The sequence below is a fragment of the Runella salmonicolor genome, assembly GCF_024158025.1.
Classification (GTDB): Bacteria; Bacteroidota; Bacteroidia; order Cytophagales; family Spirosomataceae; genus Runella; species Runella salmonicolor.
On the sequence record NZ_JAMZEL010000012.1, the window covers coordinates 65,955 to 92,490 of the forward strand.

The 26,536-nt window shown below is 45.7% G+C and carries 20 protein-coding genes; 15 read left to right on the top strand and 5 right to left on the bottom strand.

The annotated features are described in order from the left end of the window. Positions 1-24: 24 nt before the first annotated feature. The 3 genes from NCI00_RS22910 to NCI00_RS22920 all read left to right on the top strand — a co-directional run bounded on the left by NCI00_RS22910 (position 25) and on the right by NCI00_RS22920 (position 5,015). Positions 25-906 carry an ABC transporter ATP-binding protein gene (locus NCI00_RS22910; RefSeq protein ID WP_253531659.1) on the top strand — a complete coding sequence of 294 codons (882 nt, stop codon included), beginning with the start codon at positions 25-27 and terminating at the stop codon, positions 904-906. A gap of 76 nt (positions 907-982) precedes the next feature. Further along, complete coding sequence (locus NCI00_RS22915; RefSeq protein ID WP_253531661.1) at positions 983-1,342, top strand: four helix bundle protein; 360 nt, start codon at positions 983-985, stop codon at positions 1,340-1,342. Positions 1,343-1,385: 43 nt separating this feature from the next. After that, the gene (locus NCI00_RS22920) at positions 1,386-5,015 is read left to right on the top strand and encodes an ABC transporter permease/M1 family aminopeptidase (protein ID WP_253531663.1); all 3,630 of its coding nucleotides are present in this window, start codon (positions 1,386-1,388) and stop codon (positions 5,013-5,015) included. Between the two features lie 114 nt (positions 5,016-5,129). On the opposite strand, the gene NCI00_RS22925 is transcribed toward NCI00_RS22920, so the two are convergent. Next, a complete protein-coding gene (locus NCI00_RS22925; protein ID WP_253531665.1) occupies positions 5,130-6,350 on the bottom strand; it encodes a DUF418 domain-containing protein in 1,221 nt (406 codons plus the stop codon). A 307-nt stretch (positions 6,351-6,657) separates the two neighbouring features. Here NCI00_RS22925 and NCI00_RS22930 point away from each other — a divergent pair, with 307 nt between their 5' ends. The 4 genes from NCI00_RS22930 (at position 6,658) to NCI00_RS22945 (ending at position 9,408) form a co-directional block, all read left to right on the top strand. After that, positions 6,658-6,876: a DUF8507 family protein gene (locus NCI00_RS22930; RefSeq protein WP_253531667.1), complete on the top strand. Its 219-nt coding sequence runs from the start codon at positions 6,658-6,660 to the stop codon at positions 6,874-6,876. Next, a complete protein-coding gene (locus NCI00_RS22935; protein ID WP_253531669.1) occupies positions 6,860-7,288 on the top strand; it encodes a putative toxin-antitoxin system toxin component, PIN family in 429 nt (142 codons plus the stop codon). The genes NCI00_RS22930 and NCI00_RS22935 overlap by 17 nt, the downstream gene beginning before the upstream one ends. Positions 7,289-7,379: 91 nt before the next feature. Next, on the top strand, positions 7,380-8,306 hold the full coding sequence (locus NCI00_RS22940) for a sugar phosphate isomerase/epimerase family protein (RefSeq protein ID WP_253531671.1): 927 nt from the start codon (positions 7,380-7,382) through the stop codon (positions 8,304-8,306). Positions 8,307-8,385: 79 nt separating this feature from the next. Then, a complete protein-coding gene (locus tag NCI00_RS22945; RefSeq protein ID WP_253531673.1) occupies positions 8,386-9,408 on the top strand; it encodes a radical SAM/SPASM domain-containing protein in 1,023 nt (340 codons plus the stop codon). 92 nt (positions 9,409-9,500) lie between these two features. On the opposite strand, the gene NCI00_RS22950 is transcribed toward NCI00_RS22945, so the two are convergent. Continuing rightward, positions 9,501-10,343, bottom strand: a complete 843-nt coding sequence (locus NCI00_RS22950; protein WP_253531676.1) for a hypothetical protein — start codon at positions 10,341-10,343, stop codon at positions 9,501-9,503. Between the two features lie 578 nt (positions 10,344-10,921). Here NCI00_RS22950 and NCI00_RS22955 point away from each other — a divergent pair. Both NCI00_RS22955 and fucP read left to right on the top strand, forming a co-directional pair. Beyond that, positions 10,922-11,713: an L-fucose dehydrogenase gene (locus NCI00_RS22955; protein WP_253531678.1), complete on the top strand. Its 792-nt coding sequence runs from the start codon at positions 10,922-10,924 to the stop codon at positions 11,711-11,713. A gap of 121 nt (positions 11,714-11,834) precedes the next feature. Next, positions 11,835-13,052: an L-fucose:H+ symporter permease gene (gene fucP, locus NCI00_RS22960; protein ID WP_253531680.1), complete on the top strand. Its 1,218-nt coding sequence runs from the start codon at positions 11,835-11,837 to the stop codon at positions 13,050-13,052. A gap of 26 nt (positions 13,053-13,078) precedes the next feature. On the opposite strand, the gene NCI00_RS22965 is transcribed toward fucP, so the two are convergent. Both NCI00_RS22965 and NCI00_RS22970 read right to left on the bottom strand, forming a co-directional pair. After that, positions 13,079-14,170, bottom strand: coding sequence for a DUF6544 family protein (locus tag NCI00_RS22965; RefSeq protein ID WP_253531682.1), 1,092 nt, complete (start codon positions 14,168-14,170; stop codon positions 13,079-13,081). Positions 14,171-14,312: 142 nt separating this feature from the next. Beyond that, entirely contained in the window at positions 14,313-15,467 is a 1,155-nt protein-coding gene (locus tag NCI00_RS22970) for an iron-containing alcohol dehydrogenase (RefSeq protein ID WP_253531684.1), read from the bottom strand. A 118-nt stretch (positions 15,468-15,585) separates the two neighbouring features. On the opposite strand from NCI00_RS22970, the gene NCI00_RS22975 reads away from it, so the two are divergent. The 6 genes from NCI00_RS22975 (at position 15,586) to NCI00_RS23000 (ending at position 23,321) form a co-directional block, all read left to right on the top strand. Beyond that, the gene (locus NCI00_RS22975; protein ID WP_253531687.1) at positions 15,586-15,960 is read left to right on the top strand and encodes a response regulator; all 375 of its coding nucleotides are present in this window, start codon (positions 15,586-15,588) and stop codon (positions 15,958-15,960) included. Then, the gene (locus NCI00_RS22980; RefSeq protein WP_166560041.1) at positions 15,957-17,006 is read left to right on the top strand and encodes an adenylate/guanylate cyclase domain-containing protein; all 1,050 of its coding nucleotides are present in this window, start codon (positions 15,957-15,959) and stop codon (positions 17,004-17,006) included. Before NCI00_RS22975 ends, NCI00_RS22980 begins: the two co-directional genes overlap by 4 nt. A gap of 159 nt (positions 17,007-17,165) precedes the next feature. After that, complete coding sequence (locus NCI00_RS22985) at positions 17,166-17,798, top strand: TMEM175 family protein (RefSeq protein ID WP_253531689.1); 633 nt, start codon at positions 17,166-17,168, stop codon at positions 17,796-17,798. Further along, positions 17,798-18,805, top strand: a complete 1,008-nt coding sequence (locus NCI00_RS22990) for a bestrophin family protein (RefSeq protein WP_253531691.1) — start codon at positions 17,798-17,800, stop codon at positions 18,803-18,805. The genes NCI00_RS22985 and NCI00_RS22990 overlap by 1 nt, the downstream gene beginning before the upstream one ends. 44 nt (positions 18,806-18,849) lie before the next feature. Then, a complete protein-coding gene (locus NCI00_RS22995; RefSeq protein ID WP_253531693.1) occupies positions 18,850-22,212 on the top strand; it encodes an SNF2-related protein in 3,363 nt (1,120 codons plus the stop codon). Between the two features lie 173 nt (positions 22,213-22,385). After that, positions 22,386-23,321, top strand: coding sequence for a bestrophin family protein (locus tag NCI00_RS23000; RefSeq protein WP_253531695.1), 936 nt, complete (start codon positions 22,386-22,388; stop codon positions 23,319-23,321). A 61-nt stretch (positions 23,322-23,382) separates the two neighbouring features. Here the strand turns inward: NCI00_RS23000 and NCI00_RS23005 are convergent, their stop codons facing one another. Further along, on the bottom strand, positions 23,383-26,499 hold the full coding sequence (locus NCI00_RS23005) for a cyclic nucleotide-binding domain-containing protein (protein ID WP_253531697.1): 3,117 nt from the start codon (positions 26,497-26,499) through the stop codon (positions 23,383-23,385). Between the last annotated feature and the right edge of the window lie 37 nt (positions 26,500-26,536).

The following is a 26,536-nucleotide window of genomic DNA, read 5'->3' on the forward strand; positions in this document are numbered from 1 at the left end:
AAAAACAACCCTTACAGATATTTTATGAAACTAACCATCCAAAATCTCTCCAAAACGTACTCGAATGGAGTACACGCGCTGAAAGGCGTATCGTTGACTATCAATCAAGGCATGTTTGGGCTGCTGGGGCCCAATGGCGCTGGGAAATCATCGCTCATGCGAACCATCGCTACGCTCCAAGAAGCCGACAGTGGTAGCGTTATGCTGGGCGATTTAGACGTGCTTCGTCAGAAAGAAGACGTTCGCAAAGTGCTGGGATATTTACCCCAAGAATTCGGGGTATATCCACGAGTAACGGCCGAAACCATGCTCGACCACATTGCGAGTTTGAAGGGCATCCAAAATGCCAAACAGCGCAAAGAAATTGTGGAAGGGCTGTTGCAAAAAGTAAATCTGTTTCAAGTCAGAAAGAAAAATTTAGGGACATTTTCGGGGGGGATGAAACAACGTTTTGGCATAGCGCAGGCATTGTTGGGCAATCCGAAACTCATCATTGTGGACGAACCGACCGCGGGTCTCGACCCTGCCGAAAGAAATCGTTTTCATAACCTTCTTTCAGAAATCGGCGAAAATACGATTGTAATTCTCTCGACCCACATTGTAGAAGATGTCACAAACTTGTGTTCCGACATGGCCATTATATGCCTCGGCGAAGTGGTTGCACAAGGCAATCCAAACGACTTAGTGAAAGAAATCAGCGGTAAGGTGTGGAAAAAAATGATTGATAAATCAGAATTAGAGCATCATCAGGCCAATTATGAGGTTATTTCTACGTCTTTGAAAATGGGTAAAACCCAAATAAGGGTGATTTCAGATGAGCCACTTAGCAGTTTTGAACTCACCACTGCCGATTTGGAAGACGTTTATTTCTCCGAAATCACAAAGCGAGTGGGATTGGCGGTGTAGTTTTTTAGAAGCCAGAAGAGAGAAGTGAGTAGCGAGAATAAAATAGAGTTTTAACTTGACAACATTGAATGATACAATGGAAAAATCAAAAGGATTTAAAGAATTAATTGTATGGCAAAAAGCCCATCAACTTGTTTTGGCAGTTTATCAACTCACTCGTACTTTTCCCAAAGAAGAATTGTTTGGTTTAATCTCACAAATGCGTCGTAGTTCAATTTCAGTAGCTGCCAATATTACGGAAGGCTACCGTAAACGGACAAAACCAGATAAAATAAAATTCATGAATATTGCACAAGGTTCTTTGGACGAAACGCACTACTATCTAATCTTATCTCAAGATTTGGCTTATGCCGATACAATGGTTTTACAAAATCAACTGGAGGAAGTAGCAAAACTTTTGAATGCGTACACCCACGCAATCGAAGCATCAAAGTAAAAAACTACTCGCTACTCACTCCTCTTTCCTCACTCCTAAAATTATGTTCAAAGAAATATTCCTTTTTGAGTTAAAATATCGCTTCAAGCGCCCTGCTACTTATCTGTATTTTGGCCTGCTGTTTTTGTTCATGTTCCTGAATATTATTTACGGCAGCGGTCCCGCTTCTGAAAAAGCCAACCTCAATTCGCCCTACGCCATCTCACAGATGCTGATTATCATCTCCATTTTTGCCAGCTTAATCAGCTCCGCCATCATGGGCGTACCCATCTATCGCGATGTAGAATTTGGCACCAAAGATTACTTTTTCAGCTTTCCCATTACCGAAAAAGGCTACTTATTGGGGCGTTTTTTGGGGTCATTTGTCACGCTTTTGTTTGTTTGCTTCGGCATGGTATTAGGCATCATGCTGGGAGGCGTTTTAGGGCCCCTGCTCGGACTGGCCGAAAATGCCAGCCGCTTTGCTCCCGTCAATCTATGGCATCATTTGCAGCCCTATTTACTATTTGTTGTACCCAACATGCTGTTTACGGGCTGTTTGTTTTTTAGTTTGGTAGCCCTCACGCGCAAGGTGTTTATCATCTACTCGGGAGGTATTTTGCTGCTGATTGCCTATCTCCTTTCCACCGTTTTGACCCGTGATTTGGAAAACAAAAACCTCGTGGATTTGATTGACCCCTTTGGGCTAACCACTTTCAACAATGCAACTAAATACTGGACTCCTTTTGAACAAAATACCCTCACCGCCCCACTCGTAGGAAATCTCCTCTACAACCGCCTGATATGGACGGGCTTGGGATTGTTAGTATTTTTAGGCGTATTGTATCGGTTTAGTTTTCAGCGGTTTCTGTCGGTAAAACTTGGTAAGAAACAAAAAGACGAAGAGCGTCCAACCACCCGTTTGTCGCTGGCAGATTTGCCCGTGGCCGACAAAATCTATTCAAGCAGCATCTTTCTTCGCCAAATGTTCAGCCAAGCGTGGTTGGAGTTCGGGCAGATTATCCGTGACCCGTACTTTATTGCCATCATGGTTGGGGCGTTGTTTTTTCTGTTTACGGATGGATGGTTTGGTTTTCCACAGTTCGGAACCCCCTCATTGCCACTAACCTACTACATGATTGAGGTCAAAGACTTCAACTATGGCTTGTTCGTGTATATTATCTTGATTTTTTACACGGGAGAGGTAGTGCATCGAGACAAGTCGGTGAAGTACAATCTTATCTCGGATTCGTTGCCCGTACCCAACTGGATGGTGTACGGCTCTAAGTTTTTGGCCATTGTACTAGTGGGATTTGTAATGGCTAACTTAGTGATTGTCAGCGGAGTCGCTAATCAGATTATCAAAGGTTATTTCAACTTTGAGTTTGATAAGTATTTCACCGACTTGTATTTGATTGAGTTTCCCGAATACATCGAATTGGCGATGTTGGCCTTTTTTATGCATATTTTGGTCAATCAAAAATTTCTCGGACACATTCTTACCATCGGGCTTTGGTTTTTGTTGGGTAGCATTCAGAGCTTTGCCGAAATCAACTACAACCTACTGTTTTTTAGCTATTTCCCTAACTACCGCATTTCGGACATGAATGGGTTTGGGCATTTTGCCAAGCCCCTTTTCTGGTTTCATTTCAACTGGTTGGCGTTAGGGGCTTTGCTTCTGGTGGTGGGCAATTTGTTTTGGAACCGAGGGTCTGAAGATGCTTTCAAAGCCCGTTGGCAATTGATGAAGCAGCGTCTCAGCGGCAAATCATACGCATGGCTCACGCTTTTTACGGTGCTGTGGCTGGGGGCAAGTGCGTACATTTATTACAACGTGAGCATCCTGAACAAATACGTCGGAATTGAGGAGGGGCGACAACAAGGCGCAAATTATGAGAAGAAATACAAAAAGTACGAGCGTACGCCCCAACCTAAAGTGATAGACGTGAAGGTGAATATTGACCTTTTTCCGAATGAGCGGGCGTGTGATGCCCAAGGTGTATTTACGCTCGTCAACAAAACCCAAGTGCCTATTGATTCGCTACACCTGAACATGGGTAGCCCCATCGCCCACACTGACATCAAAAAGTTGACCATCAACGGAATAGCCCCAAAAATCATTCTGGATGACAAAGAGTTAAAGTATCAAATTTATCGTCTTCCCCAGACGCTGCAACCGGGTGATACCGTAAAAATGGAGGTGGTTGTACGTGCCGAAAATCGGGGTTTTGAAAACAGCGGTTTGAGTCGTGAAATTGTTGAGAATGGGACATTTTTTGATCTTCAAATCTTTCCTTCAATGGGTTATGGTGGCGACAAAATTGACTCAGATAAGTACCGCAAAAAATACGGTTTGCCCGAAAAGAAATATACCTTGCCTACGCAATCCGATGCTTTTGGGTTGAGTACGTTGCTCTTCAACGACGATGCCGATTTGGTGACCTTTGAAGGCACGGTCAGTACCGAACCCGACCAGATAGCTATCATGCCCGGCTACCTCCAAAAAGAGTGGACCGAAAAGGGACGGCGGTATTTTCACTTCAAACAGGAAGGGCTGATGGACTTATTTTTTAACGTTTGTTCGGCTCGCTACGTAGTCAAAAAAGATGTTTGGAAAGCCCCCGACGGCAAGGAAATCAAAATTGCGATTTATCATCACCCCGGCCACGAGAAGAATTTAGGCCATTTCATCAAAGGCGTAAAGGATGCGTTGGCGTACAATCACGTCAATTATCGACCGTATCAGTACAGCGAAATGCGGATTATTGAGTTTCCGCGCTATGCAAGTTTTGCGCAATCGTTTCCTAATACCGTGCCTTACACCGAAAGTTTTGGCTGGGTAGCCGATTTTTCTGACCCCAACGACACCGACTACGCCTACTACGTGACCGCCCACGAAGTAGCGCACCAATGGTGGGGGCACCAGATTTGTCCGAGTTATACACGCGGGGCCAATCAGATTTCAGAATCCATGGCCGAATACTCTTCGCTCATGGTGTTGAAGAAAGAATACGGCGAAGATGCCATGCAAAACCGCCTCAAGTACTGCTTAGATGCCTACCTGCGCGGGCGTTCTAACGAGAGCAAGTTTGAAGAAACGCTCCTCGAAAACGACAGCCGCTCTTATGTATGGTACGACAAAGGCTCGTTGGTACTCTACGCTTTGCAGGATTTGATTGGAGAAAAAAACATGAACAAAGCCCTCAGTGATTTTGCCAACGAAAACGCGTTTCTGGAAAAACCTCCGTATCCAACTTCTGGTAAATGGTTTGCGGCGCTACGGAAAGTCGTGCCTGATTCCTTGCAGTATTTTGCCGAAGATAGTTTTGAGAAAATAGCCTTGTACGAAAACCGAATTACCAAAGCCGAAGCCACCAAAGGAAAAGGCAACGAGTACAAGGTAAAACTCACCGTACAGGCCAAAAAACTCTACTACGACAAGCAAGGAAAGGAAATAAGTACGGGCAAAGGGCGCGATTATATCGACATCGGTATCTTTGCGGAAGAAGGTAAAAATGCCAAAAGCATGAAGAAAAAAGTGCCGCTGTACCTCAAAAAACATTGGCTTACCCCCGGCGAGCACACGCTCGAATTTACCGTCAAAGGCGAACCCAAAAAAGCAGGTATCGACCCGTACAACAAGCTTATCGACCGAATTTCCGATGATAATGTGACGACGGTGGAGGGGTTGTAGAGAGGAGGCTTTCTGGGCGGGAAGCCCCATAAAATTTTACTCGTTTATAAATACCCATGCTTTAAATTTTTGCCAACGTGCCGTCGGGTTTGAGAACCCGACGGCACGTTGAGTTTAAAACTCAGCGACCAAATCGCCGCGTTTTAATGGCTGCCAACGCAAGTACGTAAGCGAACGCCAGAGCCACTCGACTGGCCCGTAGGTGTAGTTTGAAAGCCACCAACGGCTAAAAATAATCTGCCCGACAAAGACTGGAATCGTCATGAGCAAGCAAATCCAAGGGTTTACCTCGCCCATCAGGTTGAAACCTACCCCGTAAAAAAGAATTATCCCAATCAGGGTCTGACTTAGATACGAAGTAAGGGCCATTTTGCCGATAACCGAAAAATTTTGCAACGCTCCCTGCCAACTTTTCTTTTGCAATAAAAGCGTCATACCCACGATGTAGAAAATCGTCAGCAGCATACAATGGACATCATATAACGCGCTCATCAGGAGGTTAAACCACGGTTTTGGTTCGCCACTGCCAAAGAAAATTCCCAACGGAACCGCCACCGCAATGATACCCAAGGTAGCAAAGCCGCTGATTTTAAGCCATTTTTTAAAAAACAATCGGTGCTCCTCCCATTTGGCAAACCATTTGCGTCGCCCTGCCAACAAACCCAACAGAAAATAACCAAGCGTAATGTAAATACGACCACTGTCAAACTGAAAGTCAAATTTATCGACAATGGCGGGCACATTGACCGTGAGGAGTTCACGGTAATCGCCCTTTTTTACGGTATCCCAATACGACTTGTTTTTTTGTTCATTTTGTTTTTGTTGCTGAGCCGTCGGCGGCGGGGTTGGGTAGAAAAACCGGTATCCATCACGGATGCGAATCGGTAGGTTAAGAATCAGCAATAACGATGCGATAATCAACACCTTGTCGGAAGCATTGCGAAACAAAATCATGAACAAACCTACGACAAAATAAATGCTCAGGATGTCGCCTCGCCAATGCAGGCTGTGCGCCAAACCAATCAATCCCAAAATAAACAAACGCCACACAAACCGCCCGATGGTAAAGCTTTTGCTCTCCATTTGCAGCGCAAAACTTAAACCAAACAGAAAGGAAAAAAAGGTGTAAAATTTCCCCGAAATAAAAATCCCTTCGAAGGCCCCTGCAATTTGAAAACCGATGTCGTTGGTATATTTCTGAAAAATATCGTTGGGGGTCGGCCCTGCGTTGAACCAATACGTAATATGGGCAATAAGAATTCCTAAAAGGGCAAAACCCCGCAGACCGTCAATGAGTAGAATGCGCTCCTTGGGAGCAATGGCTGTTGTTTTCATAAAATTTGTGTTAATGGCTTGTATAGTAGGCAAAAGACATTTTAACCGCACTTCTCCCCTACGGACTTAGGGAATAATTGCAACGCCTTTTTTGAAGCACAATTCCTTTTCATCAACGGCTTTTTAGTAAGTTGCAGGCAAATTATATCAAACAAACGCCATTAGTTTTTCAGCCTATAAGGTAATAGATAGACGCACTGATAGCCGAAGTTTGGAAAGCCAATATTTCGGATAGTCGCAAAATTTGAGTAAAAACTACTATCAGGATGATTTTTAAAAAAGTATATTTGATAAAAAAATTAAAAAGATGCAGACCACTGCCTCGCCGCAAAGGCTTACAAACTTACAGGTTGAATTGCTGAATACATTCGCCTACGATCTTTCGGAAGAAGAACTTAAAGACCTAAAAAAAGTTTTAGTCAAATTCTTCGCCGACCGTATACGCCAACATACTACCAAAATTTGGCAGGAAAAAGGTTATACAGCTCAAACTATGCAAGATTGGTTAAATGAGGAAAAGCAATAAATTACGGGTTGTGCTGGATACCAATGTATTTTTGGTGTCATTGGCGGCTCAATCACCTTTTGCCCTCATTTTTGACGCGCTGATTGATGGCAAATTTGAATTGGCTCTTAATACTGAAATCATTGCGGAGTATGAAGAAGTCATTGCTAAACGATACGACAGTCAAACTGTTAATGACGTCCTTGAATTAATTTTACACTTAGACAACATACATCGTCAAGATGTTTTTTATCAATGGAAATTGATTGAGCAAGATTTCGATGATAACAAGTTTACTGACGTCTATGTAGCTTCTCAAGCAGACTATTTAGTAACAAATGACCGCCATTTTTCTGTAGTGAACACAATCTCTTTTCCACCAATTAATTTAGTGAAGGCGGAAAACTTTCTCGAACTTTTATCCCAACTTTAATGCTTATCAGCCCCCGAATCTTCATTGGTGCATCGGGTGGAATATAATCTCATTTGTAATCCAAACTATTCCTAAATAAACCCTCATCTACATGTTAAAACTTGGATTTGTAAGCGCCATTTTGGCCGATTTTGGCTATGAACACGTTATTGATTTTGCCGCAAATCACGGATTCTCTTGCGTTGAAATGATGTGCTGGCCCACCAACAACGCCGACGCCCGGCGCTATGCGGGTGTCACACACATTGATGCTGACCGCGTACTCACCGATACCATCTACGCCCATAATCTCATTCATTTTGCCAAAGAAAAACAGGTAACCATTTCAGCGCTAGGCTATTACCCCAACCCTTTGGACCCCGATACCGAAAAAGCCGTTTTTTACCGCGAACACATCAAGCAATTAATCAAAGCCGCCGCGAAGCTGGGCTTACACAACGTCAATACGTTTATCGGCCGCGACCCGTCCAAAAGCATTACCGAAAACCTGAAAACGTTTGGTAAAGTATGGCCCGAAATTATTCAGGTGGCCGAAGCCCACAACGTCAAAATCGGCATCGAAAACTGCCCCATGTTTTTTACGGACGACGAGTGGCCCGGCGGCAAAAACTTGGCTACCACGCCCGCCGTGTGGGACCGCATGTTTGAAATCATTCCAAGCCCTATTTTGGGTTTGAATTACGACCCGTCGCACATGATTTGGCAGATGATGGATGAAGCAAAACCCATTTATGATTACAAAGACCGCCTGCATCATATCCACCTCAAAGACGCCAAGCTCTACAAAGAAAAGCTCGACCGGGTGGGCATTATGGCCAATCCGCTTGAATACCACAGCCCAAAACTCCCCGGCTTGGGCGATGTAAATTGGCGTAAATTCTTTGCGGCCCTGACCGATGTGCGCTACCGAGGCCCTGTATGTATTGAAGTCGAAGACAAAGCCTACGAAGGTAGCATTGACGACGTAAAAGAGGCGATTTTGACCAGTAGAAACTATTTGCGTCAGTTTTTAGGGTAGCAGAAATCACCCATGCCAAGCAACTTTCCGAAAGATGTACTACCTTTCGGAAAGTTTTTTTTATTTCCACTCCTCGCAAATGAACCAGAACCTAAACGATGGGCTCAATTTCTTGTCCAAACTCTCCCGCAAGCGGGTCTGGAATGCCCTGAAGGTGATTTATAGTTTTTACGAATCCAAATGGACGGGTAAAGCCACCCAACGCGGCTTGCCGATGAGCATTTCTTTTGAGCCCACCACGAGCTGCAATCTTCGTTGCCCAGAGTGCCCCAGTGGCCTGCGGTCTTTTACCCGGCCTACGGGAATGTTGGAAGATGGGTTATTCAAAAAGACCATCGACGAGCTTTCGGATACGCTTTTGTACCTCATTTTTTATTTTCAGGGAGAACCTTATTTGCACCCCAAATTTTTGGAATTGGTTAAATATGCCTCCAAAAAAGGCATTTACACTGCCACCTCCACCAACGCCCATTATCTCAACGACGCCACCGCCCGCCGCACCGTGGAAAGTGGCCTCGACCGCCTTATTGTGTCAATAGATGGTACTACGCAGGATGTGTACGAACAATACCGCGTAGGCGGAAAACTAGAAAAAGTGTTGGACGGAACCCGCAACATCCTGAAATGGAAACGCGAACTGAAGTCAAAAACACCGCACGTCGTCTTTCAGTTTTTGGTGGTACAACCCAACGAACACCAAATCGAAGACGTAAAACGACTGGCCGACGAGTTGGGCGTAGATGAACTAGGCCTCAAAACCGCCCAAATTTACGATTACGAACAAGGTGACCCGCTGATTCCGACCATTGATAAATACTCGCGTTATTCGCAAAAACCCGATGGCACGTATCAAATCAAAAACGGTTTGGACGGGCATTGCTGGAAGATGTGGCACTCGTGCGTCATCACGTGGGACGGCAAGGTGGTTCCGTGCTGTTTTGATAAAGACGCACACTACCGATTAGGTGACGTATCGGAAACGACATTCAAAAATCTTTGGCAAAGCGACGCTTACCGTCAGTTTCGCCAAACCCTGATTCGGTCACGCTCGGAGATTGAAATGTGCAAAAATTGCACCGAAGGCACACAGGTGTGGGCGTGATTTATGGGGGGTGAGAATAGCATTCCAAAAAGCAAACAGGCTGCTTTACCGAAGTAAGGCAGCCTGTTTGCATAAATATATTATTGCCGAAACTATGGCGCCTGCAAGGTGCAATATTGCAAATCCAAGTGAATCACATAAAACGGCTGAGGAGCAATCGAGCCCGTCAAACTTGTGCCTTTGTAGCTCGAAGGCCCTGAAAACAGACCCGCTGCGGGTCGGCTGGCAGGAACAGTGGTATAACCCTGAATTTTTACGGATTCGGTTTCACCAGTTTTCAATGACCAGCCTGGGGCCAAAGTGATGGTATAGTTGCCCGCGCCATCAATAACCACCGTACCCGCTACTTTGGTTTGACCCGCGTAAATGATTTTCTCGCCCGAGCCTGCGGGGTAATAATACCACCAGGCTTTGCCTAATCCTCTAATTTCACCGCCAAAACCTGTATCGTAGGTATAAATACAAACTGGTGGCGGCGGCGGACAAAGTGTAACGATTTTATAGACATTAGAGGCCACAACTGGCTCTCCTCCCGTGCCCACTACTCTTAGGGCTGTTGTTACTTCATCACATGCTTCCAATGTACCTACGGGTTTTGTGAATTCGTATACATTGTCTTCTCCGCCCCCTTGCACTACATCATCCACAAATAGATTCCCAATTTGATCTGGATTGGGTGCTCCCTCTTCATTACGATACACTTTGTAATAAACAGTGGTGGCGTCGTTCCAGACTTCTACAATGACCCCACTTGCATAGTTGTAAGTAACCTTAGAATCGGCGTAATCTTCTACGCAATCACAATCGACGGCTTCTCTCAACGCGCTGTGGGTGGGAGTTGTTGAGGGGGCAGAGGCATCTAATACCTCTTTTTGACATGCGACAAACATGCTGCCGACCAAGGCCAGCAGGCATACAAAACGGATTGTTTTCATTTTAGGTAAAGTTGGTTTTAAGGATTAAGAACAATTACTGAATAACTGCCTTTGGGTGGGGAGTATCTTTTCAAAATACCCACATTTTACAGTATTATAAATTTATACAATACGCTAAATTGTACAAAATAATATACCTATAATTCAAATAAAATTTATCAAACGGTCACTTTTTTATATTTAACAGAAAATAAAACCATAATAGGCTATTTTTTATATTCCAAAAATAAACTTCAATACACAGTAAAACTTTCTGCTCCATTCAGACCCGAAAGTCAATACTCATTCATCATGGGCAGCCCTGAACGGCCTTGTATAAACGAAGTGATTTTTCAATAAAAAAAAGGTTATTACGACAACAGGTACAAAAAGTCGTTTCCGAAGTAGTTTTTAGTAGTATTATTGTGCAGGATTTTGGTACAATTCTACTTTAACGCAAGAAAAACGATTACCCCGCCCATGAAGCAGTGTTGTCGACAGGCAGTCGTTCGTTTTGACCCTGAATCAAAGAGTAGAATTGTATTGTAAAGCCGCTTATGACCGTTATTATTCTCTTCAAATAAATCTTTTTTAATCAAGTGAATCTGAACCTTAGAGAAAAAGTAATCATTGTGACGGGCGGAGCCAAAGGAATCGGCGAAGCCATTGCCCGCACCTTAGCCGTTGAAGAAGCCATTCCCGTCATTATCGGACGCAGTGCGGCCGACAATCAGGCTGTAATCGAAAAAATCGAAGCCCTCGGCGGCATCGCTTACGGCATTGAAGCCGAACTCACCAACCCCGCCGAGTGCGAGAAAGCCATACGCCTCACGGTAGAGCGCTTTGGGCGCATTGACGGATTGGTCAACAACGCGGGTGTCAACGACGGCGTTGGGCTCGAAAAAGGCAACTATGAAGCCTTTATGGCATCGTTGCACAAAAATGTGGTGCATTATTATCTCCTCGCCCAGCACGCCCTGCCCTACCTCATCAAAACCAAAGGACCGATTGTGAACATCAGCTCCAAAGTAGCCGAGACCGGACAGGGAAATACCTCGGCCTATGCCGCCTCCAACGGAGCCCGCAACGCCCTGACGCGTGAATGGGCCGTTGAATTACTCAAATACGGCATCCGGGTCAACGCCGTGATTGTGGCCGAGTCGTGGACGCCATTGTACGAAAAATGGATTCAAACCCTACCCAATCCCGAAGAAACCCTCAACGACATCAACAGCCGGATACCGCTCGGCAACCGCATGACCACCACCGACGAGATTGCGCACACTGTAGTATTTTTGCTTTCCAATAAATCAAGCCACACCACTGGGCAGTTGATTCACGTGGACGGTGGCTATGTGCATCTGGACCGGTCAGTAAGCAGTTTGCAGTAAGCGGTTTTGTGATTTTGTGATTTTGCAGTTTTACAATTCGCGGTTTTACAGTTTTGATCCAAGCAGAGTAACAAAAACAATCCTTCAATTAATATTCCTGAACCCTTTACTAACTTTATTAATGAAAAAAGCCCCTTTACTAACCTCCAAATACGTCCCAACCTACGTTTTCGTGACGAGCCTCTTCTTACTATGGGGGATTGCCATCACGATGGGAGATTTGTTAAACCGTCGTTTTCAAACCGTTTTGAATGTATCGCTGGCCGATTCAGGTTTGGTCCAGTTTTCCATCTTCGGAGCTTATTTCGTAATGGGTATCCCTGCGGGGATGTTCATGAAAAAATATGGCTACAAAAACGGCGTTATTTTAGGCTTAGCGCTGTACGCCATCGGTGCTTTTATGTTTTATCCCGCTGCCGAAGCCCAATCTTTTGATTTCTTTCGATTGGCTTTATTCATTCTGGCCTGTGGTTTAGCCACGCTCGAAACCGTCGCTCACCCTTTTTCGGCCGCTCTTGGCCATGAAGATACTTCGGAGCAACGCATCAACCTTTCACAAACCTTCAACGGGGTAGGCGCCATCATTGGGCCAGTATTGGGTTCGTACATTATCTTACGCAATGTTCCTACGGGCGACGTCGTAGTCGATTTAGCGCCCGTTAAATACCTCTACATCGCCATTGGTTTGGTTGTAACCGCAGTGGCGGTTTCTTTTTCATTCATCAAAGTACCGCCCCTTACATCCGAGAGTTCAGAAGATGAAGGCGGTAGCGCTGGGCCCAAAAAAGGTCTATTCCAACATCGTCACTTTATTTGGGCAGCCATTGCGCAGTTTTTCAACGTAGCCGCCCAAGGCGCTACGTGGGCTTTCTTCATCAACTATGCCGTCAAATACATCCCTGATATGACCGACGAAAAGGCGGGGTATTATTTCTCTTTCAGCATGGTACTTTTGTTGGGAGGCCGTGCGGTGGGTACGTTTTTGATGCGGTTTATTAAGCCCAACATTCTGTTGGCTATCTTTGCAGGAGCCAATATTGTGATGTGTTTAATCATCTCTCAAACCTGGGGATGGGCCTCCTTTATTGCCTTGATGATGCTCAATTTCTTTATGAGTATCATGTTTCCAACCATCTTTGGGCTGGGGCTGCGCAATTTGGGCGAGCACAAGCAACGCGCCTCTTCGTTTATCGTGATGGGCGTAGTGGGTGGTGCAGTTTTCCCTCCTATCATGGGAATGGTCGCCGACGTCGACGTGGCACAATCTTACCTCACCCCGATTATCTGTTACGCGGTGATTTTGTTGTTTGGTTTGGTTTTCTCTAAGCCAAAGAATTAATCTTCCATATTGCTAAAAACGGGCGATTAGTTACGCGGGTTGTTGTATCGGATGTCTGTCACTTCCAACTTCAACCACGTATAATCGCCCGTTTTCAATTTCCAGGTCACTTCACTTTGATACCCGATGCGCACACCGTAGAATTCTTTGTAGCCAGTTATAGTGACGAGCCAATCTTCCAAAGTCGCACCTTCTTTGCGGTCATAATAGCGTTTTGCTTCAAAACTGACCAAATCGCCGTCGGGGTTAAAACGAAAAACCCCAGACGCGGTCACCTGACCGTAGGTCATGGTTGCTTTGGCCGAAAGAGAATCTAGCTGCTCCCATTGGATATAATCGCGCAACGCCGCCGAGGGAAACCAGCAAATCTCGCCCAAATTTCGCAGCAACGTGCCTTGGTCAGTGGATGGGCCTTTGGAATCGGCCAGGGCAAACAAGCCCAGCACTTTGATGAGCATATTTCCTCGACCATTTTCGTATTTATCGCGACCCAAAATCGTTACCAAGGGCATCATTTGAATGCGAGTTTGCCAAATAAACCCCGGCTGAATGACCGAGTTGTATTGCTCGGCCTCAAACGGAATCCAATTGCCGTCGGGCTTGGTTTTCATCTCGCCTTTTTGTTTCAAATTCACCACCTGCACTTCTTCTTTACCTACTACTTTAGAACGATGCAGCCATTTTTGTACCACAGGCGGCAGCATTTTGACTCTTTCGGGCAGTACAGGTTGTGGGGCAGGCAGAGTTGTGGACCGAAACTCCTTTAACTCTCTCTTTACCATCCTATTGAAACCCCAATCCGCATAGCCCAAAACGACACCAGCAAGGATAATCACGTTGGCAATTGTCCCAAACTTTGCCTCTTGCCAATTCGTAAAAATGAGTGCTTGCGACAGAATAACTGCTGGGGCGGCCGCCATCCACCATGTTTGTTTTTGAAGAATCAACAATGTCGTAGTAAGAGCAAACAACACCGCTGCCATTAGCCAAAACACCCCACTAGGCTTCGAAACAACTTGCGTTAACTGACTGATTTCGGCCAACTTAAACGCTTTCACAAAGCCCATTAAATGAATTAGGCCATGAACAAGCAGTATAAAGGCAAAGAAGTAGCGCATGGCTTCTGTTTTGAAAAGTTAAGATTATAAATTTCAGTTTACTTCCTTTTCAAACAAAAAACACTGAGCAAAATCAGGGTCAAAATTAACTTTTGACCCTGATTTTGCTCTCCCCTACCTCCGCGGTCAAAATACCGTTTTTCTAGCTCAGGCTAAGTTCCAGAATCTCACCGACCACTTCGGGCGTAATATCGGCGCGCTCGCCAAAATTCATCCCCCGCTCCACAAATCGTTTTACGATTTCTTGTACTGTCTCTTCAGTAACTGGATACGCACTTGCTTTGGTCGGGATGCCCAAGGATTCATAAAATTCGGCCGTTTTTTGGATGGCTCCTGCTACTACTTCATCGTCGGTACCAGTCAGTTGCCACACGCGTTTGCCGTACTGAATGAGTTTGTCCCTTTTGGTATCTTTTTTGATTTCCAATAAATGCGGCAACACCACCGCCAACGTGCGTGCATGGTCGATGCCGTGCAGGGCCGTCAGCTCATGTCCAATCTGGTGCGTGGCCCAGTCGGTTGGTACCCCTGCCGCAAGCAGGCCATTGAGGGCCATTGTTGCGGCCCACATTACGTTGGCGGCGGCGTCATAATCGGTCGGGTTAGCCATCATTTTCGGGCCTTCGTCAATCAGCGTCAGCAGCACGGCTTCGGCCATCCGATCCTGCATTTCGGCCCGTACAGAGTAGGTCATGTATTGCTCCATCACGTGCGTAAAGGCATCGGCAATGCCGTTGGCAATTTGACGCGGCGGCAACGAAAACGTTGTTTCGGGGTCCAGAATAGAGAATTTCGGATACACCAGTGGATTCCCTAATCCCTTTTTCTCGTGCGTTTCTTTGCGGCTAATAACCGCGTAATAGTTCATTTCTGAGCCCGTAGCGGGGAGCGTCAAAACGGCCCCGAGCGGGAGCGCAGTAGTGATTTTAGCGCGATTGCCCACAATTTGCCAAGGGTCGTTGCCCGTAAAAGGAATGGCCGCTGCGATGAATTTTGTACCGTCGAGCACCGAGCCACCGCCCACGGCCAACAGAAAATCAATCTTTTCGGCCCGCCCCAATTCCACCGCTTTCATCAAGGTTTCGTAGGTAGGATTGGCTTCAATGCCCCCAAACTCAACGGTTTTGTGCCCAGCAAGCGCCGATTTTACTTGCTCGTATACGCCGTTTTTGAAAATACTCCCACCGCCATAGGTCATCATAATGGTGGCATCGGTGGGGATTTGCTTTGATAATTGCGCAATTTGGCCTTTTCCGAAAATGATTCGAACTGGATTGTGATACTGAAAGTTTATCATAAAAAATGAAATTTTTTAACTCGCTATTTAGTTTGACTAACTAATCCATCACTACTTTAGTTTCCAACATTTTTCGTATTATTACATTCGCAAAACATCCCTTTTAGCTTTTCTTCTCATGAAAATTTTGGTAGTTGACGACGAACAGGACATAAAAACGCTCTTTGAACAACGCTTTCGACGTGAAATCAGAAGCGGTGAATTAAATTTTGATTTTGCCCACTCTGGAGAAGAGGCCCTGACCTATTTGAATGACCATTTTTCGGAAATTGTGTTGATTCTTTCCGACATCAATATGCCCGGCATGAGCGGAATAGAACTGTTGAAACGGATTCGGACGGAGCGCCCCAGTGCCCCCCCAATGGTGATGATGATAACGGCCTACAATGACGACGAAAATTTTAACCAAGCCAAAAAATACGGAGCCGATGATTTTCTAACCAAACCGATTGACTTCGCCAACCTCAAACAGAAACTTACCCTCTCATTATGAATAAAGCCAAAATGCTCGTCGTAGATGACGAAAGCGATTTGGAATTGCTGATCAAACAAAAATTTAGACGACAAATCCGCGAAGGTCTCTACCAGTTTGTCTTTGCACCCAACGGCGTGGAAGCCTTCAAACTTCTACAAGAAACTCCTGACATAGATTTAGTGCTGAGCGACATCAACATGCCTCTCATGGATGGGTTGACGCTACTGAGCAAAGTGAGCGAGTTGAGCCCACTTATTAAAGTAATTATGGTTTCTGCTTATGGCGATATGGACAATATCCGCACCGCCATGAACCGAGGAGCGTTTGATTTTGTGTGTAAACCCGTCAATTTTGAAGATTTAGAACTGACCGTTCAGAAAACCCTCGTTCACGTTCAGCAACTGCGCGATACCCTCCAGGCCATCAAAGAAAACAACATTCTGCGGATGTATGTGGATGAGAATGTGCTGAGTTTTATGAGCCGAAAAGAATTCGAATCGGCCATCATGGTCAACGAAACGGTAGAGGCAACGGTCGTTTTTATGGATATTTGCGGCTTCACGGCCATTACTGAAAACGCCGACCCCGATACCGTCGTGCGCTTAATCAACAAATACTTTGACGTGATGGTCAAAGAAATCATTGCGCAGGGGGGCCATGTAGATAAATTTATGGGCGATGCCGTCATGGCCGTCTTTCGGGGCGAATATCACCTCGACCACGCCATCGAAGCCGCCTTGGCCGTGCGTAGCCACATTGCTGCCATTCAAGAAAATCTGCTCGACCATACCACCTACATGCCCCGCGTAGCCATCGGCATCAACTCTGGCGAAATGATTTCGGGCAATATCGGTTCGGTCTCGCTGCGGCGGCTCGACTATACGGTCATTGGCGATACCGTCAACGTAGCCCAGCGCTTTCAGTCAGTAGCCAAGCCCGGCCAAATTGTGATTGGACAAGCGGCTTACAATAAAGTAAAAGAATCTTTCAACTGTCAGCCTGTGGGAGAAGTAATCTTGAAAAATAAGGCAAACCCGCTGATGATTTATGAAGTATTGGAATAACAACAAGTACTGATATAGCCATTCAAAAAAAATATCCTGGCCCGAAAAGACGAAATAACCGATTATTTTTTTCCAACTCTTGGACGAGCCTGTCTACAATATGCAATATTAATTTAGTAGTTATATTTACTAACGTAATGGTTAATATTTGTTACCTACATGCCCCGTTTCAATTCGATTGCCGGCCAACGAGTACAACGCATTGAAGCCCTGAGCGACGGCGTTTTTTCAATCGCCATGACCCTTCTGGTTTTCAACATGAAAGACCCCGTGAGCGGGATGGTGATTTCTGACGGCAAACTCCTTGCTGCGCTCTACGATACCTTGCCCACGTTACTCACCTATTTTTTGAGTTTCATGACGCTCGGTATTTTTTGGACTGGCCAATCTACGCAGTTTCATTACATTCAAAAATACGACCGAAACCTCAGCTGGATTTCCCTGTTTTTTTTAATGTTTGTTTCAATATTACCTTTTACGACGGGGATTTTAAGCAATCACATCACAAACCGACTTTCAATCGGTATCTACTGGCTGAATATTTTGGCGCTGGGCACGCTGCTGTATTCGCATTGGCACTATGCCTACAAACACCATTGCGTCAATTTTCCAGAAAACAACGGTCCAGTTGTCAACAGCGCCCTGCAAAATCGAGTCCTGACGGCCCAAAGTCTATACACCATAGCCGCTGCTCTTTGTTTTATCAATACCTACGTAAGTATCATTGCTATCATTCTGATTCAGTTAAACTACGCCCTCGGCCTCTTCAACCCTAAATTATCCAAACTGTAATGCACGCAGGAAGCCATTATAAACTCAAAGAATTTTTGCTCTGGACACGCCGTGAGATTTATGTGTTACTGGTTTTAGGCATCGTACCGACCGCTTTGTACCAATACCTCAACTGGCATTGGCTGGCGGTTCCGTGGGTGCCTATTACGCTGGTAGGCACGGCGGCGGCTTTTATTGTTGGTTTTAAAAATACTCAAACTTATAATCGTCTCTGGGAAGCCCGACAAATTTGGGGCGCTATCGTCAATACCAGCCGGGCTTGGGGAATTATGGTGAAGGATTGTATCATCGCCCCCGATGCTCACGACGACGACGCCAAGGCGCTGCACCAACAGTTGATATACCGTCATGTGGCTTGGCTGACGGCGCTGCGTTTTCAGTTGCGAGAAGCCCGGCCGTGGGAAAATTCCAACAAGAGTTATAACAAAGAATACCGCCGTTTTTTTTCGGTTCTCGAACACGAACAAAAACTCGACGAGGAACTCAACAAGTACCTCTCCGACCAAGAATTGACTTACGTACTCAGCAAGAAAAACCGCGCCACGCACATCATCAGCCTGCAATCAAAGCAGTTAAGAGAATTGAAGCAACAAGGCTACATCGACCCGCTGAATTACGTAGAAATGGAAAACCTGTTGGTGAACTTTTACGAACAGCAAGGCAAATGTGAGCGCATCAAAAATTTCCCCTATCCGCGTCAATTCGCCTCCATTAACTTCTTCTTTGTACGCCTTTTTGTTTTCATGGTTCCTTTTGGAATGTTGAAAGAATTTGAAAAGTTGGGCGAACACATGGTTTGGATGACCGTACCCTTCAGTGTACTGGTGTCGTGGGTGTTTTCGAGCATGGAAAAAGTAGGAGAAAGCACCGAAAACCCCTTTGAAGGCGGCTCCAATGACGTGCCTATTACGTCTATGAGCCGTACGATTGAAATAGACCTGCGAGAAATGCTCGACGAAACCGATTTGCCCCCCGCGATTCAGGCAGTAAACAATATTTTAATGTAAGACAGGGCATACCATCGTCGTTTTTCACAACGTCACCATCCCCCATGCGAGAACATCCCCACGAATATATTCTTGAAAACAGCACCATTGCCACGCTCACTTATTCAGATTTACTAAAACACAGCGCCGACTTCTTTGACGTGGGCGCCAGAGGCTTTTTTGACATCCATCCCCAAACCATCGACCTCAACGTCGGGGTGTTTACGCATTCGTCGACGACACTTGCTTTTCCTGCCGTATCTGTCTCACAATTAAACGATTCCGTCGTTATTTCCTGCGGATGCCAAGCCAAAAAAAAGAAATTATGCGAGCACCAAGCACAGGTATTATACAATATTATTGACCGCCTGTATCTGCGCATTTTCTTTGATACCAACTTGCGAAAAACCAAAATGCAGCAAGTAGCCAAAGAATATGGATTGGAAGAAGAAGCCGAATTAGATGATTTTTTTTACGTTGAATACGTCAATAAATCGTTTGAAATCAAGCCGAAAATCAAAGAGTTATTGCCACTCAACAAAGCCACGAACGATTATTTTCGAGAACATTTATTGCCGCAAAAAAACCTTGTCCTGCCCGGCATCGTCGATGAGAAATCTAACTCCAAAATGGCCATTGTGTTTCGGAAACATAAGTACTACGAACGGTTTGTGGTGGAGCTTTTTGAAGGGCAAGTAAGCCGCGACGGCAAACTCAAAAACCCCTTTAGCCCCGTAGACCCGCTAAATCTTATCTGGAAAACTGAAAAACTGGAAGATGCGAAATTCTATACCGCTATTTCAAAATTTCAGCAACATTTTACGACCGACAAATCGGCATCGGTGCTCGAAGCCTTAAAAGTAATCGTTAAAAATCCGCTCAATCTGGACGTTTATTCCCACGAAATTGGCCAATCTGACAACGTCACGGCCAGTTCGATTGTGAAAGTTCAGCTGCGAAAAACGGCGCTTGACGTAAAATTATCGGTCGACCAGCGCAAACAGTTTTACGAAATCACCAGCGAACTGGTCGTGAATGACAAGGCGTATCCGTTAAAAAACCTGACCTTGAAATACGATTATTTTGTCCACATCGGCGAAACCTTGTATTTGGTCAGCAACCCCGATATGCTCCGCGTAATTCAGTTTTTCAAAAAAAGCAACCCTATTTTGCTCATTCATGCTTCCAAATACGATGAGTTTAAGGAGACTATTCTTGCCGAACTCGAACATCAAATCAGCATCCGATACGCCTACCTCCGCCCCGCCACTCAAAAGCAACTCCTTGAACGTGAGGCCGAAACCACCATTGAAAAAATCATTTACCTCTCCGACCGCAATAATTACGTAGTGCTAACGCCCGTGGTCAAGTACGGCAGCATCGAGATTCCAGTTTCGTCCCGCAAACAAATTTATGATACGGACCAAAACGGCAATGTCTTTCAGATTGAGCGAGATGAGGAGCTAGAAATTCAGTTTACGGCGGTGGTCGTGCAACAGCATCCTGATTTTCAGGAGCAGCTTCAGGAGATGGATTATTTCTATCTGCACAAAAATCGGCTCTTGGATGAGGATTGGTTTTTGGAAGCCTTTCAGGTGTGGAAAAATGAGAATATTACCATTTTAGGATTTAATGAATTAACCAATAACCGACTCAATCAGCACAAAGCACGGGTTTCTATCAGCGTTGTGAGTGGTACGGATTGGTTTGATACATCGCTAGAAATCAAGTACGGCAAGCAAAAAGCGTCGTTAAAACAATTGCATAAATCCATTCGTAATAAAAGTAAATTTGTACAACTCGACGACGGTACAATGGGCATTTTGCCGGACGAATGGATGAAGAAAATTGCCGCCTTTTTTCAGGCGGGCGAAGTGGAAGAAGAGGTCCTAAAAATTCCGAAGAATAATTTTACACAAATTGACCAACTCTTTGAAAATGAATCCTTAAGCCAAGAAGTAAAAGACGAACTGGCTTTTTTTTCGACAAAATTCTCTTCTCTCAAAAACCTCAAAGAAGTACCTGTACCACCCGAGCTTAACGCCACCCTACGCGACTATCAGCGGCAGGGGCTCAACTGGTTAAATTTTCTGGACGAGCATAATTTTGGCGCGTGCCTGGCCGACGACATGGGCTTGGGGAAAACCATCCAAATCATCGCCTTTATTCTTTCGCAACGTACCAAGCGCCCCAACACCACCAACCTGATTGTGGTGCCTACGTCGCTGCTTTTCAACTGGCAAGACGAAGTTGCCAAATTTGCGCCGTCCATGCGGTTGTTTACGCATTATGGCCCCAATCGGCTGAAATCTGTCGGTGAGTTTGACCGCTACGAAGTGATTTTGACGACCTACGGCATGGTGCTTTCCGATATTCATTTTCTGAAATCATACCGGTTCAATTACATTTATTTGGACGAATCGCAGGCCATCAAAAACCCCGAATCGCAGCGCTATAAAGCCGTTCGGATGCTCCAATCCCGCAACAAAGTGGTACTCACGGGTACACCGATTGAAAACAATACCTTTGATATTTTCGGGCAACTTTCTTTTGCCTGCCCAGGGTTGTTGGGGAGCAAACAATATTTTAAGGCCATTTATTCGATGCCCATCGACAAGTTTGAAGACCGCAAAAGGTCCAATGAACTGCAAAAACGAATTGAGCCTTTTATTCTGCGAAGAACAAAAAAACAGGTAGCCACCGAACTTCCCGACAAAACGGAAATGGTGATTTACTGCGAAATGGGCGAAGAGCAACGCAAGGTTTATGATGCTTGCGAGAAAGAATTGCGGGAGTATATTTTGGGCAAAACCCAAGACGACCTCACCCGCAGCAGTATGCACGTACTGACGGGCCTGACCAAATTACGTCAGATTTGCAATTCGCCCGCGCTGCTAAAAGACGAAGAGTTTAAAGGCAATCATTCGGCGAAAATTGAGGTATTGGTAGAGCAAATTGAGAACAAATCATCTCAGCACAAAATCTTGGTATTTTCACAATTCGTCTCCATGCTTGATTTGGTAAAAAAAGAGCTGGAAGCCAAAGAAATTGCCTTCGAATACCTTACAGGACAAACTAAAAACCGCGCCACCAAAGTAAATGAATTTCAGAACAACGACACCGTACGCGTGTTTCTCATCAGTTTGAAAGCGGGCGGCACGGGGCTCAATTTGACCGAAGCTGATTACGTGTACCTCATCGACCCGTGGTGGAACCCTTCCGTCGAAAACCAAGCGATTGACCGCAGTTACCGCATCGGGCAAACCAAAAATGTCATTGCGGTACGGCTGATTTGCCCCAACACGATTGAAGAAAAAGTCGTGAAATTGCAGGAATCAAAAACCAAATTGGCTGGAAACTTACTAAAATCCGATGAATCCATCCTAAAATCATTTTCGAGAGACGATTTGCTGGGTTTATTGGGGTAGCCTGACGCCCTTTTGCGACCCCCAAAAATATCCCCAAAAAGTCATTTTTTGCGTAGAATTGACCATTTAGGAAGGATTATCAACCAACCTTTAATACCTTTACGCTCATGAAAATGACGTACTTGAAAAAGTAAAACCGACAACCCTTCACCAAAACCATCTCGCTCAACCCCATGATTCTCAGGAAAAACTTTGACCTCCGCATTGTCTTCTGGAACATTCGTTACGAAACAAGCATTACCCTTTTTGTCTCAATTATTATTTGGCTGCTGCACAAATACGGCGCCATCGAAGTTGTTCTCCCATTTAGTGTAGCGGCTATTCTAGGCTCGGCACTGGCCATTTTTATCGCGTTTCGAAACCAAAGTGCGTACGCGCGCTGGTGGGAAGGCCGAACAATATGGGGCGGAATCATCAATAACAGTCGGATTTTTGCCCGGCAGGTAATCGCCAATGCCGACAACGCCACCGCCCTCGGTAAAATAAGCCAAGAAGCCGCCCAAGCCTACAAAAAAGAAATGGTGCATCGTCAGATTGCCTTTGCGCACGCTTTGCGCCTTCATTTGAGGCGGCAAACTCAGTGGAGTGAGTTACAGCATTTACTCAGTCCAGCAGAATTTGAGTCCTTTTTAAAGGCCCAAAACAAGCCCAACATCCTCCTCAACACGCAGGGAATTCGCCTGAGAGAAGGCATGAGAACAGGCGCGCTGGATATTGTTGACAATTTTACGATGGAGCCCAACTTAGCCACCTTCAACAACTGGCAAGGCGCTTGCGAACGCATCAAAAACACGCCCTTACCGCGCAATTATCACTATTTCACGAGGCTCTTTTTGTACACCTTCATTTTTGTTCTTCCCATTTGTTTGGTGAGTGATTTAAAAAAAATGGAGGTTGATTACATGGTTGCTCCCGTAAGTTTTATCCTTTGTTTTGTGTTTTCGGTGATGAATCGCGTGGGAGAAATCAATGAAGCACCCTTCGAAAACGGAATTCAGGACATTCCGATGACTGCCCTATGCAACACCATTGAGCGCGATTTGAAGGAGCAATTGGGCGAGACCGATTTGCCCGTAAAACTCGAACCTGTTAAAGGTTTCCTTTTTTAAGCTGTGAAGCAATACTCCCTATTTTTCACCATATAATGTCTTATATGGTGAAAAATAGCACTTACTTCGCCGCCATCATTCTCAGCTTGGTATTTTGGTTACGAATACGCTGACACAGAATCCGGATGATGTTACGCAATACTTCTCCTCGCTCATCCATAAGATCGTAGAAATCAGCTTGGTCTACCCGAAAAAGTTGAACATCAGATAGGGAAACCACCGCCGCCGAGCGCGGTTCGGCATCTAGCAATGCCAGCTCCCCAAACACATCTCCCCGGCCAAAAGTAGCTAGTTGTACCTGCCCGTCGTAGATGCCCACTTCGCCCTCATAAATCACAAACATACTCGTACCTAAATCGCCTTTTTCAAAAATGGTCTGCCCTTCAAGGTAGTTCACTTCCTTCATGATTGGCGCAATACTGCTCAATACGTTTTCTGGAGTTTCGGCAAAAAGATCGGTATTTTTTAAGACCATAACACGCTCCGTAATTGAAACTTTGGCGGTGGCAGATGAATGACTCATGAGTTGTAAATCGGGATAATTGAATAATTGAGCGGGCGATACACCACGCAAGGTAAGGCGAATGGTCCAGTCCGTAAAGTGCCGCGTCCCTTGTTGAAGAATATAATCTTTAATGGAATCTTTTGCTGAAAACACCCCCATTTGAACATCAATTCGGTTGATTTTCTCCGCATCCGACACATCATCGAGCAACGCGTGCAAACTCCCGTACACCTGGCGGGGCACGCTGTTTTCGAGTAATTCAAGCGAATTCGCACGCCGCTCGCGCGAGCTGTGCAGCACGCTGTTTTGGGTACTGGCAATCAAATCGGGGTCATAGCGCTGCATCAAAAGGCCAAAAATACGCTGAATCGTCACCTCTTGTTCATACATAAGGCTATTCTTAAGATCAGCCTCAATGGGTTCTGCCTGTCCGTGAAGTAGGCGCTGAGCCAGCAAGAGTTCTTCGTGAAGTAGTTTTTCAAACAACGATGCCTCTTTTGAAGTATCAAAATTTCGCAATGCGTGCAAAGCCGCTGTCCTTACCGAAACATGCGGCCGTTGAAGCAATTGTAACAACAACCGATACGCTTCTTTGGACTGCATTTGGGCACACACCGCCACAATGCGCCGTTCCAAATCAGGTGATGTAATTTTTGTGAGTCGTTCGGTCAAGAGCGGCAACGCTTCTTTTTCTACACTGGCCAGGCTCTTAGCGGCCAAGCGCCAATAGTTCTTTTCCGACAGAAAATCTACCAGTTGAGCGCTCAATACCTCACTTGGCAATACCCCAGAGGTCTCGATGGCAGCCCGAACAACCTCGGCGTCAGGATGTTCAAACGACGCTTTAACAAAGTCAATGTAGCGCGTCAGTTTCAGAGAACGTACAATTGTCAGACTAGCTAGTTGGCTGTTAGCGTTGGAATTCTGACGCATGGCTTCTAGCGCGGTCAGGGCAAAAGAATGGTTTGGCTCATTATTCAAAAGCCCCAAAATAGCCCCTTTCCTAACGGCCATGTCGGGCGTATATAACAACTCATTACCAATTGACGGGGTATTTTTACTCACAATCCGCGCGGCAACTTCCCGAATAAGAGGAGAATAATCTTCCAGAGCCAACTTCTTTAATTGCGCTGGCTTTAGTTCTAGCCCCAGTTTATCGACGGCTTCGAGGGCCACCAACCGTACTCGGTCGTCGCGGTGGGTAAATAGTTCGGTGATGTAATCGTGCAATTTAGAGTGCGGAACCCCGTGCGCCGGCGTGCTACTAAGCCATTCTACCGCATTGATGACTTCTTTGGGTTTATCGCTGCGAAGATTCTTCAACACCGCTTTTATGGCCTCGTCGGGAATTGCCAAATCTTCGGCGGCCACAAATCGCTTACTGAGTGCTTCCTGCAACGTGGCCACGTACTGAAGGTAGGTACGGCGCAAAAACCAAAGCGCAAAAACCGCCCCCACCACAATTTCTTCCACCAAAAACCACTGTCCTCCCTGCCACCAATGGTGACTTAAATAAAGCATCAGCCCCCCTAAACCAAGCCCCAACGGTTCATAAAACCCCTTGGCAAGGGTATGTCCGCGCAAGCGTTGGTGGGGAGAAAGCGGCTGAAAAAGCACCAAGAAAACGGGGTCAAAAAGTGCTCTTCGTACTACTTCAAAACCCAGATACACAAAGCAATAAGCCACCAATTGAACCGATTCATCATATCCCATCAAGAAAATAACGCCCAAACTGGCCGCCACCCCCAAGCCACCTACGGGCAGCAACGCCAGTACTTTGTTGATACCAAAGTAGTCGATAGTCTGCCGCGACACGACCAGCTTCACAAACGTTGCCAACAAGTAAGTCAAAGTCAGCACGCCGCCGAGGTAAGTCATCACTTCGGCCTGACTGTGAAGTTTATATTTTACATTGATAAAAAAAGCGTATTCAACGCCCGTTGCCATCATTGCAACGGCGGTAAGGCTAAGGCACATGGCAAAAATCAACTCACTCCCGCCAAACAACTGGGTGATTAGACGGGGCATAGGGCGCCGCCGAATGGGAGCCGCACTGCCGTGCGCGGTGGTTACGTGGTGCGAACGAAAAGTCAAAACTGCCGTATACATGGCCGCCCAAAAGAAACCAAATGCCAAAAACAGCATGAATATCAGTTCGGTATGACCATGAATCAAGACCGCCAGCATCCCACCGAGTGCCTTGGCGGGCATGTCGCCAGCGCTGATTACACCAAACAAGCGTTTGCTTTGACGCACGTCAAAAACCACCGCTGAGAGTCCCCAAAATTCAAGATTGGTGAGCAAATAAATAGCGCGAAAACCCACCATAATGGCCACCGCCGCCGTGACCGAATGGCCAAATATGACCAACAGAAGAATAACGGCTGTAAGCACAATAACAGCCCACAAAACCCTGATAACTAATTGATTGAGTCGAAGGTGGTGCTCAAAATAGGTATACACTTTTCCGATAACCATCATCCCTACTGCCGATGCCATATAGGCCAGCGGCAGACTGCTCTCAGGGTGGTTTTCGAGCAAGATTACGTTGGCCGATACGTAGATCAGCATCGTGCCGAAACCCAGAAAAAAATGATGTAAAAAGAACAAACCAACGGTACGAATTTCATCGGCTCGAACTCCTAACGAACGGTACAGGGAAGCTGAAGACATAAAAAGTAATCAATATTCGACAAAAATACAGATATTG

Coding starts and splice junctions, on each gene's coding strand:
- NCI00_RS22910 (WP_253531659.1), top strand. CDS start 25: ATGAAACTAACCATCCAAAATCTCTCCAAAACGTACTCGAATGGAGTA.
- NCI00_RS22915 (WP_253531661.1), top strand. CDS start 983: ATGGAAAAATCAAAAGGATTTAAAGAATTAATTGTATGGCAAAAAGCC.
- NCI00_RS22920 (WP_253531663.1), top strand. CDS start 1,386: ATGTTCAAAGAAATATTCCTTTTTGAGTTAAAATATCGCTTCAAGCGC.
- NCI00_RS22925 (WP_253531665.1), bottom strand. CDS start 6,350: ATGAAAACAACAGCCATTGCTCCCAAGGAGCGCATTCTACTCATTGAC.
- NCI00_RS22930 (WP_253531667.1), top strand. CDS start 6,658: ATGCAGACCACTGCCTCGCCGCAAAGGCTTACAAACTTACAGGTTGAA.
- NCI00_RS22935 (WP_253531669.1), top strand. CDS start 6,860: ATGAGGAAAAGCAATAAATTACGGGTTGTGCTGGATACCAATGTATTT.
- NCI00_RS22940 (WP_253531671.1), top strand. CDS start 7,380: ATGTTAAAACTTGGATTTGTAAGCGCCATTTTGGCCGATTTTGGCTAT.
- NCI00_RS22945 (WP_253531673.1), top strand. CDS start 8,386: ATGAACCAGAACCTAAACGATGGGCTCAATTTCTTGTCCAAACTCTCC.
- NCI00_RS22950 (WP_253531676.1), bottom strand. CDS start 10,343: ATGAAAACAATCCGTTTTGTATGCCTGCTGGCCTTGGTCGGCAGCATG.
- fucP (WP_253531680.1), top strand. CDS start 11,835: ATGAAAAAAGCCCCTTTACTAACCTCCAAATACGTCCCAACCTACGTT.
- NCI00_RS22965 (WP_253531682.1), bottom strand. CDS start 14,170: ATGCGCTACTTCTTTGCCTTTATACTGCTTGTTCATGGCCTAATTCAT.
- NCI00_RS22970 (WP_253531684.1), bottom strand. CDS start 15,467: ATGATAAACTTTCAGTATCACAATCCAGTTCGAATCATTTTCGGAAAA.
- NCI00_RS22975 (WP_253531687.1), top strand. CDS start 15,586: ATGAAAATTTTGGTAGTTGACGACGAACAGGACATAAAAACGCTCTTT.
- NCI00_RS22980 (WP_166560041.1), top strand. CDS start 15,957: ATGAATAAAGCCAAAATGCTCGTCGTAGATGACGAAAGCGATTTGGAA.
- NCI00_RS22985 (WP_253531689.1), top strand. CDS start 17,166: ATGCCCCGTTTCAATTCGATTGCCGGCCAACGAGTACAACGCATTGAA.
- NCI00_RS22990 (WP_253531691.1), top strand. CDS start 17,798: ATGCACGCAGGAAGCCATTATAAACTCAAAGAATTTTTGCTCTGGACA.
- NCI00_RS22995 (WP_253531693.1), top strand. CDS start 18,850: ATGCGAGAACATCCCCACGAATATATTCTTGAAAACAGCACCATTGCC.
- NCI00_RS23000 (WP_253531695.1), top strand. CDS start 22,386: ATGATTCTCAGGAAAAACTTTGACCTCCGCATTGTCTTCTGGAACATT.
- NCI00_RS23005 (WP_253531697.1), bottom strand. CDS start 26,499: ATGTCTTCAGCTTCCCTGTACCGTTCGTTAGGAGTTCGAGCCGATGAA.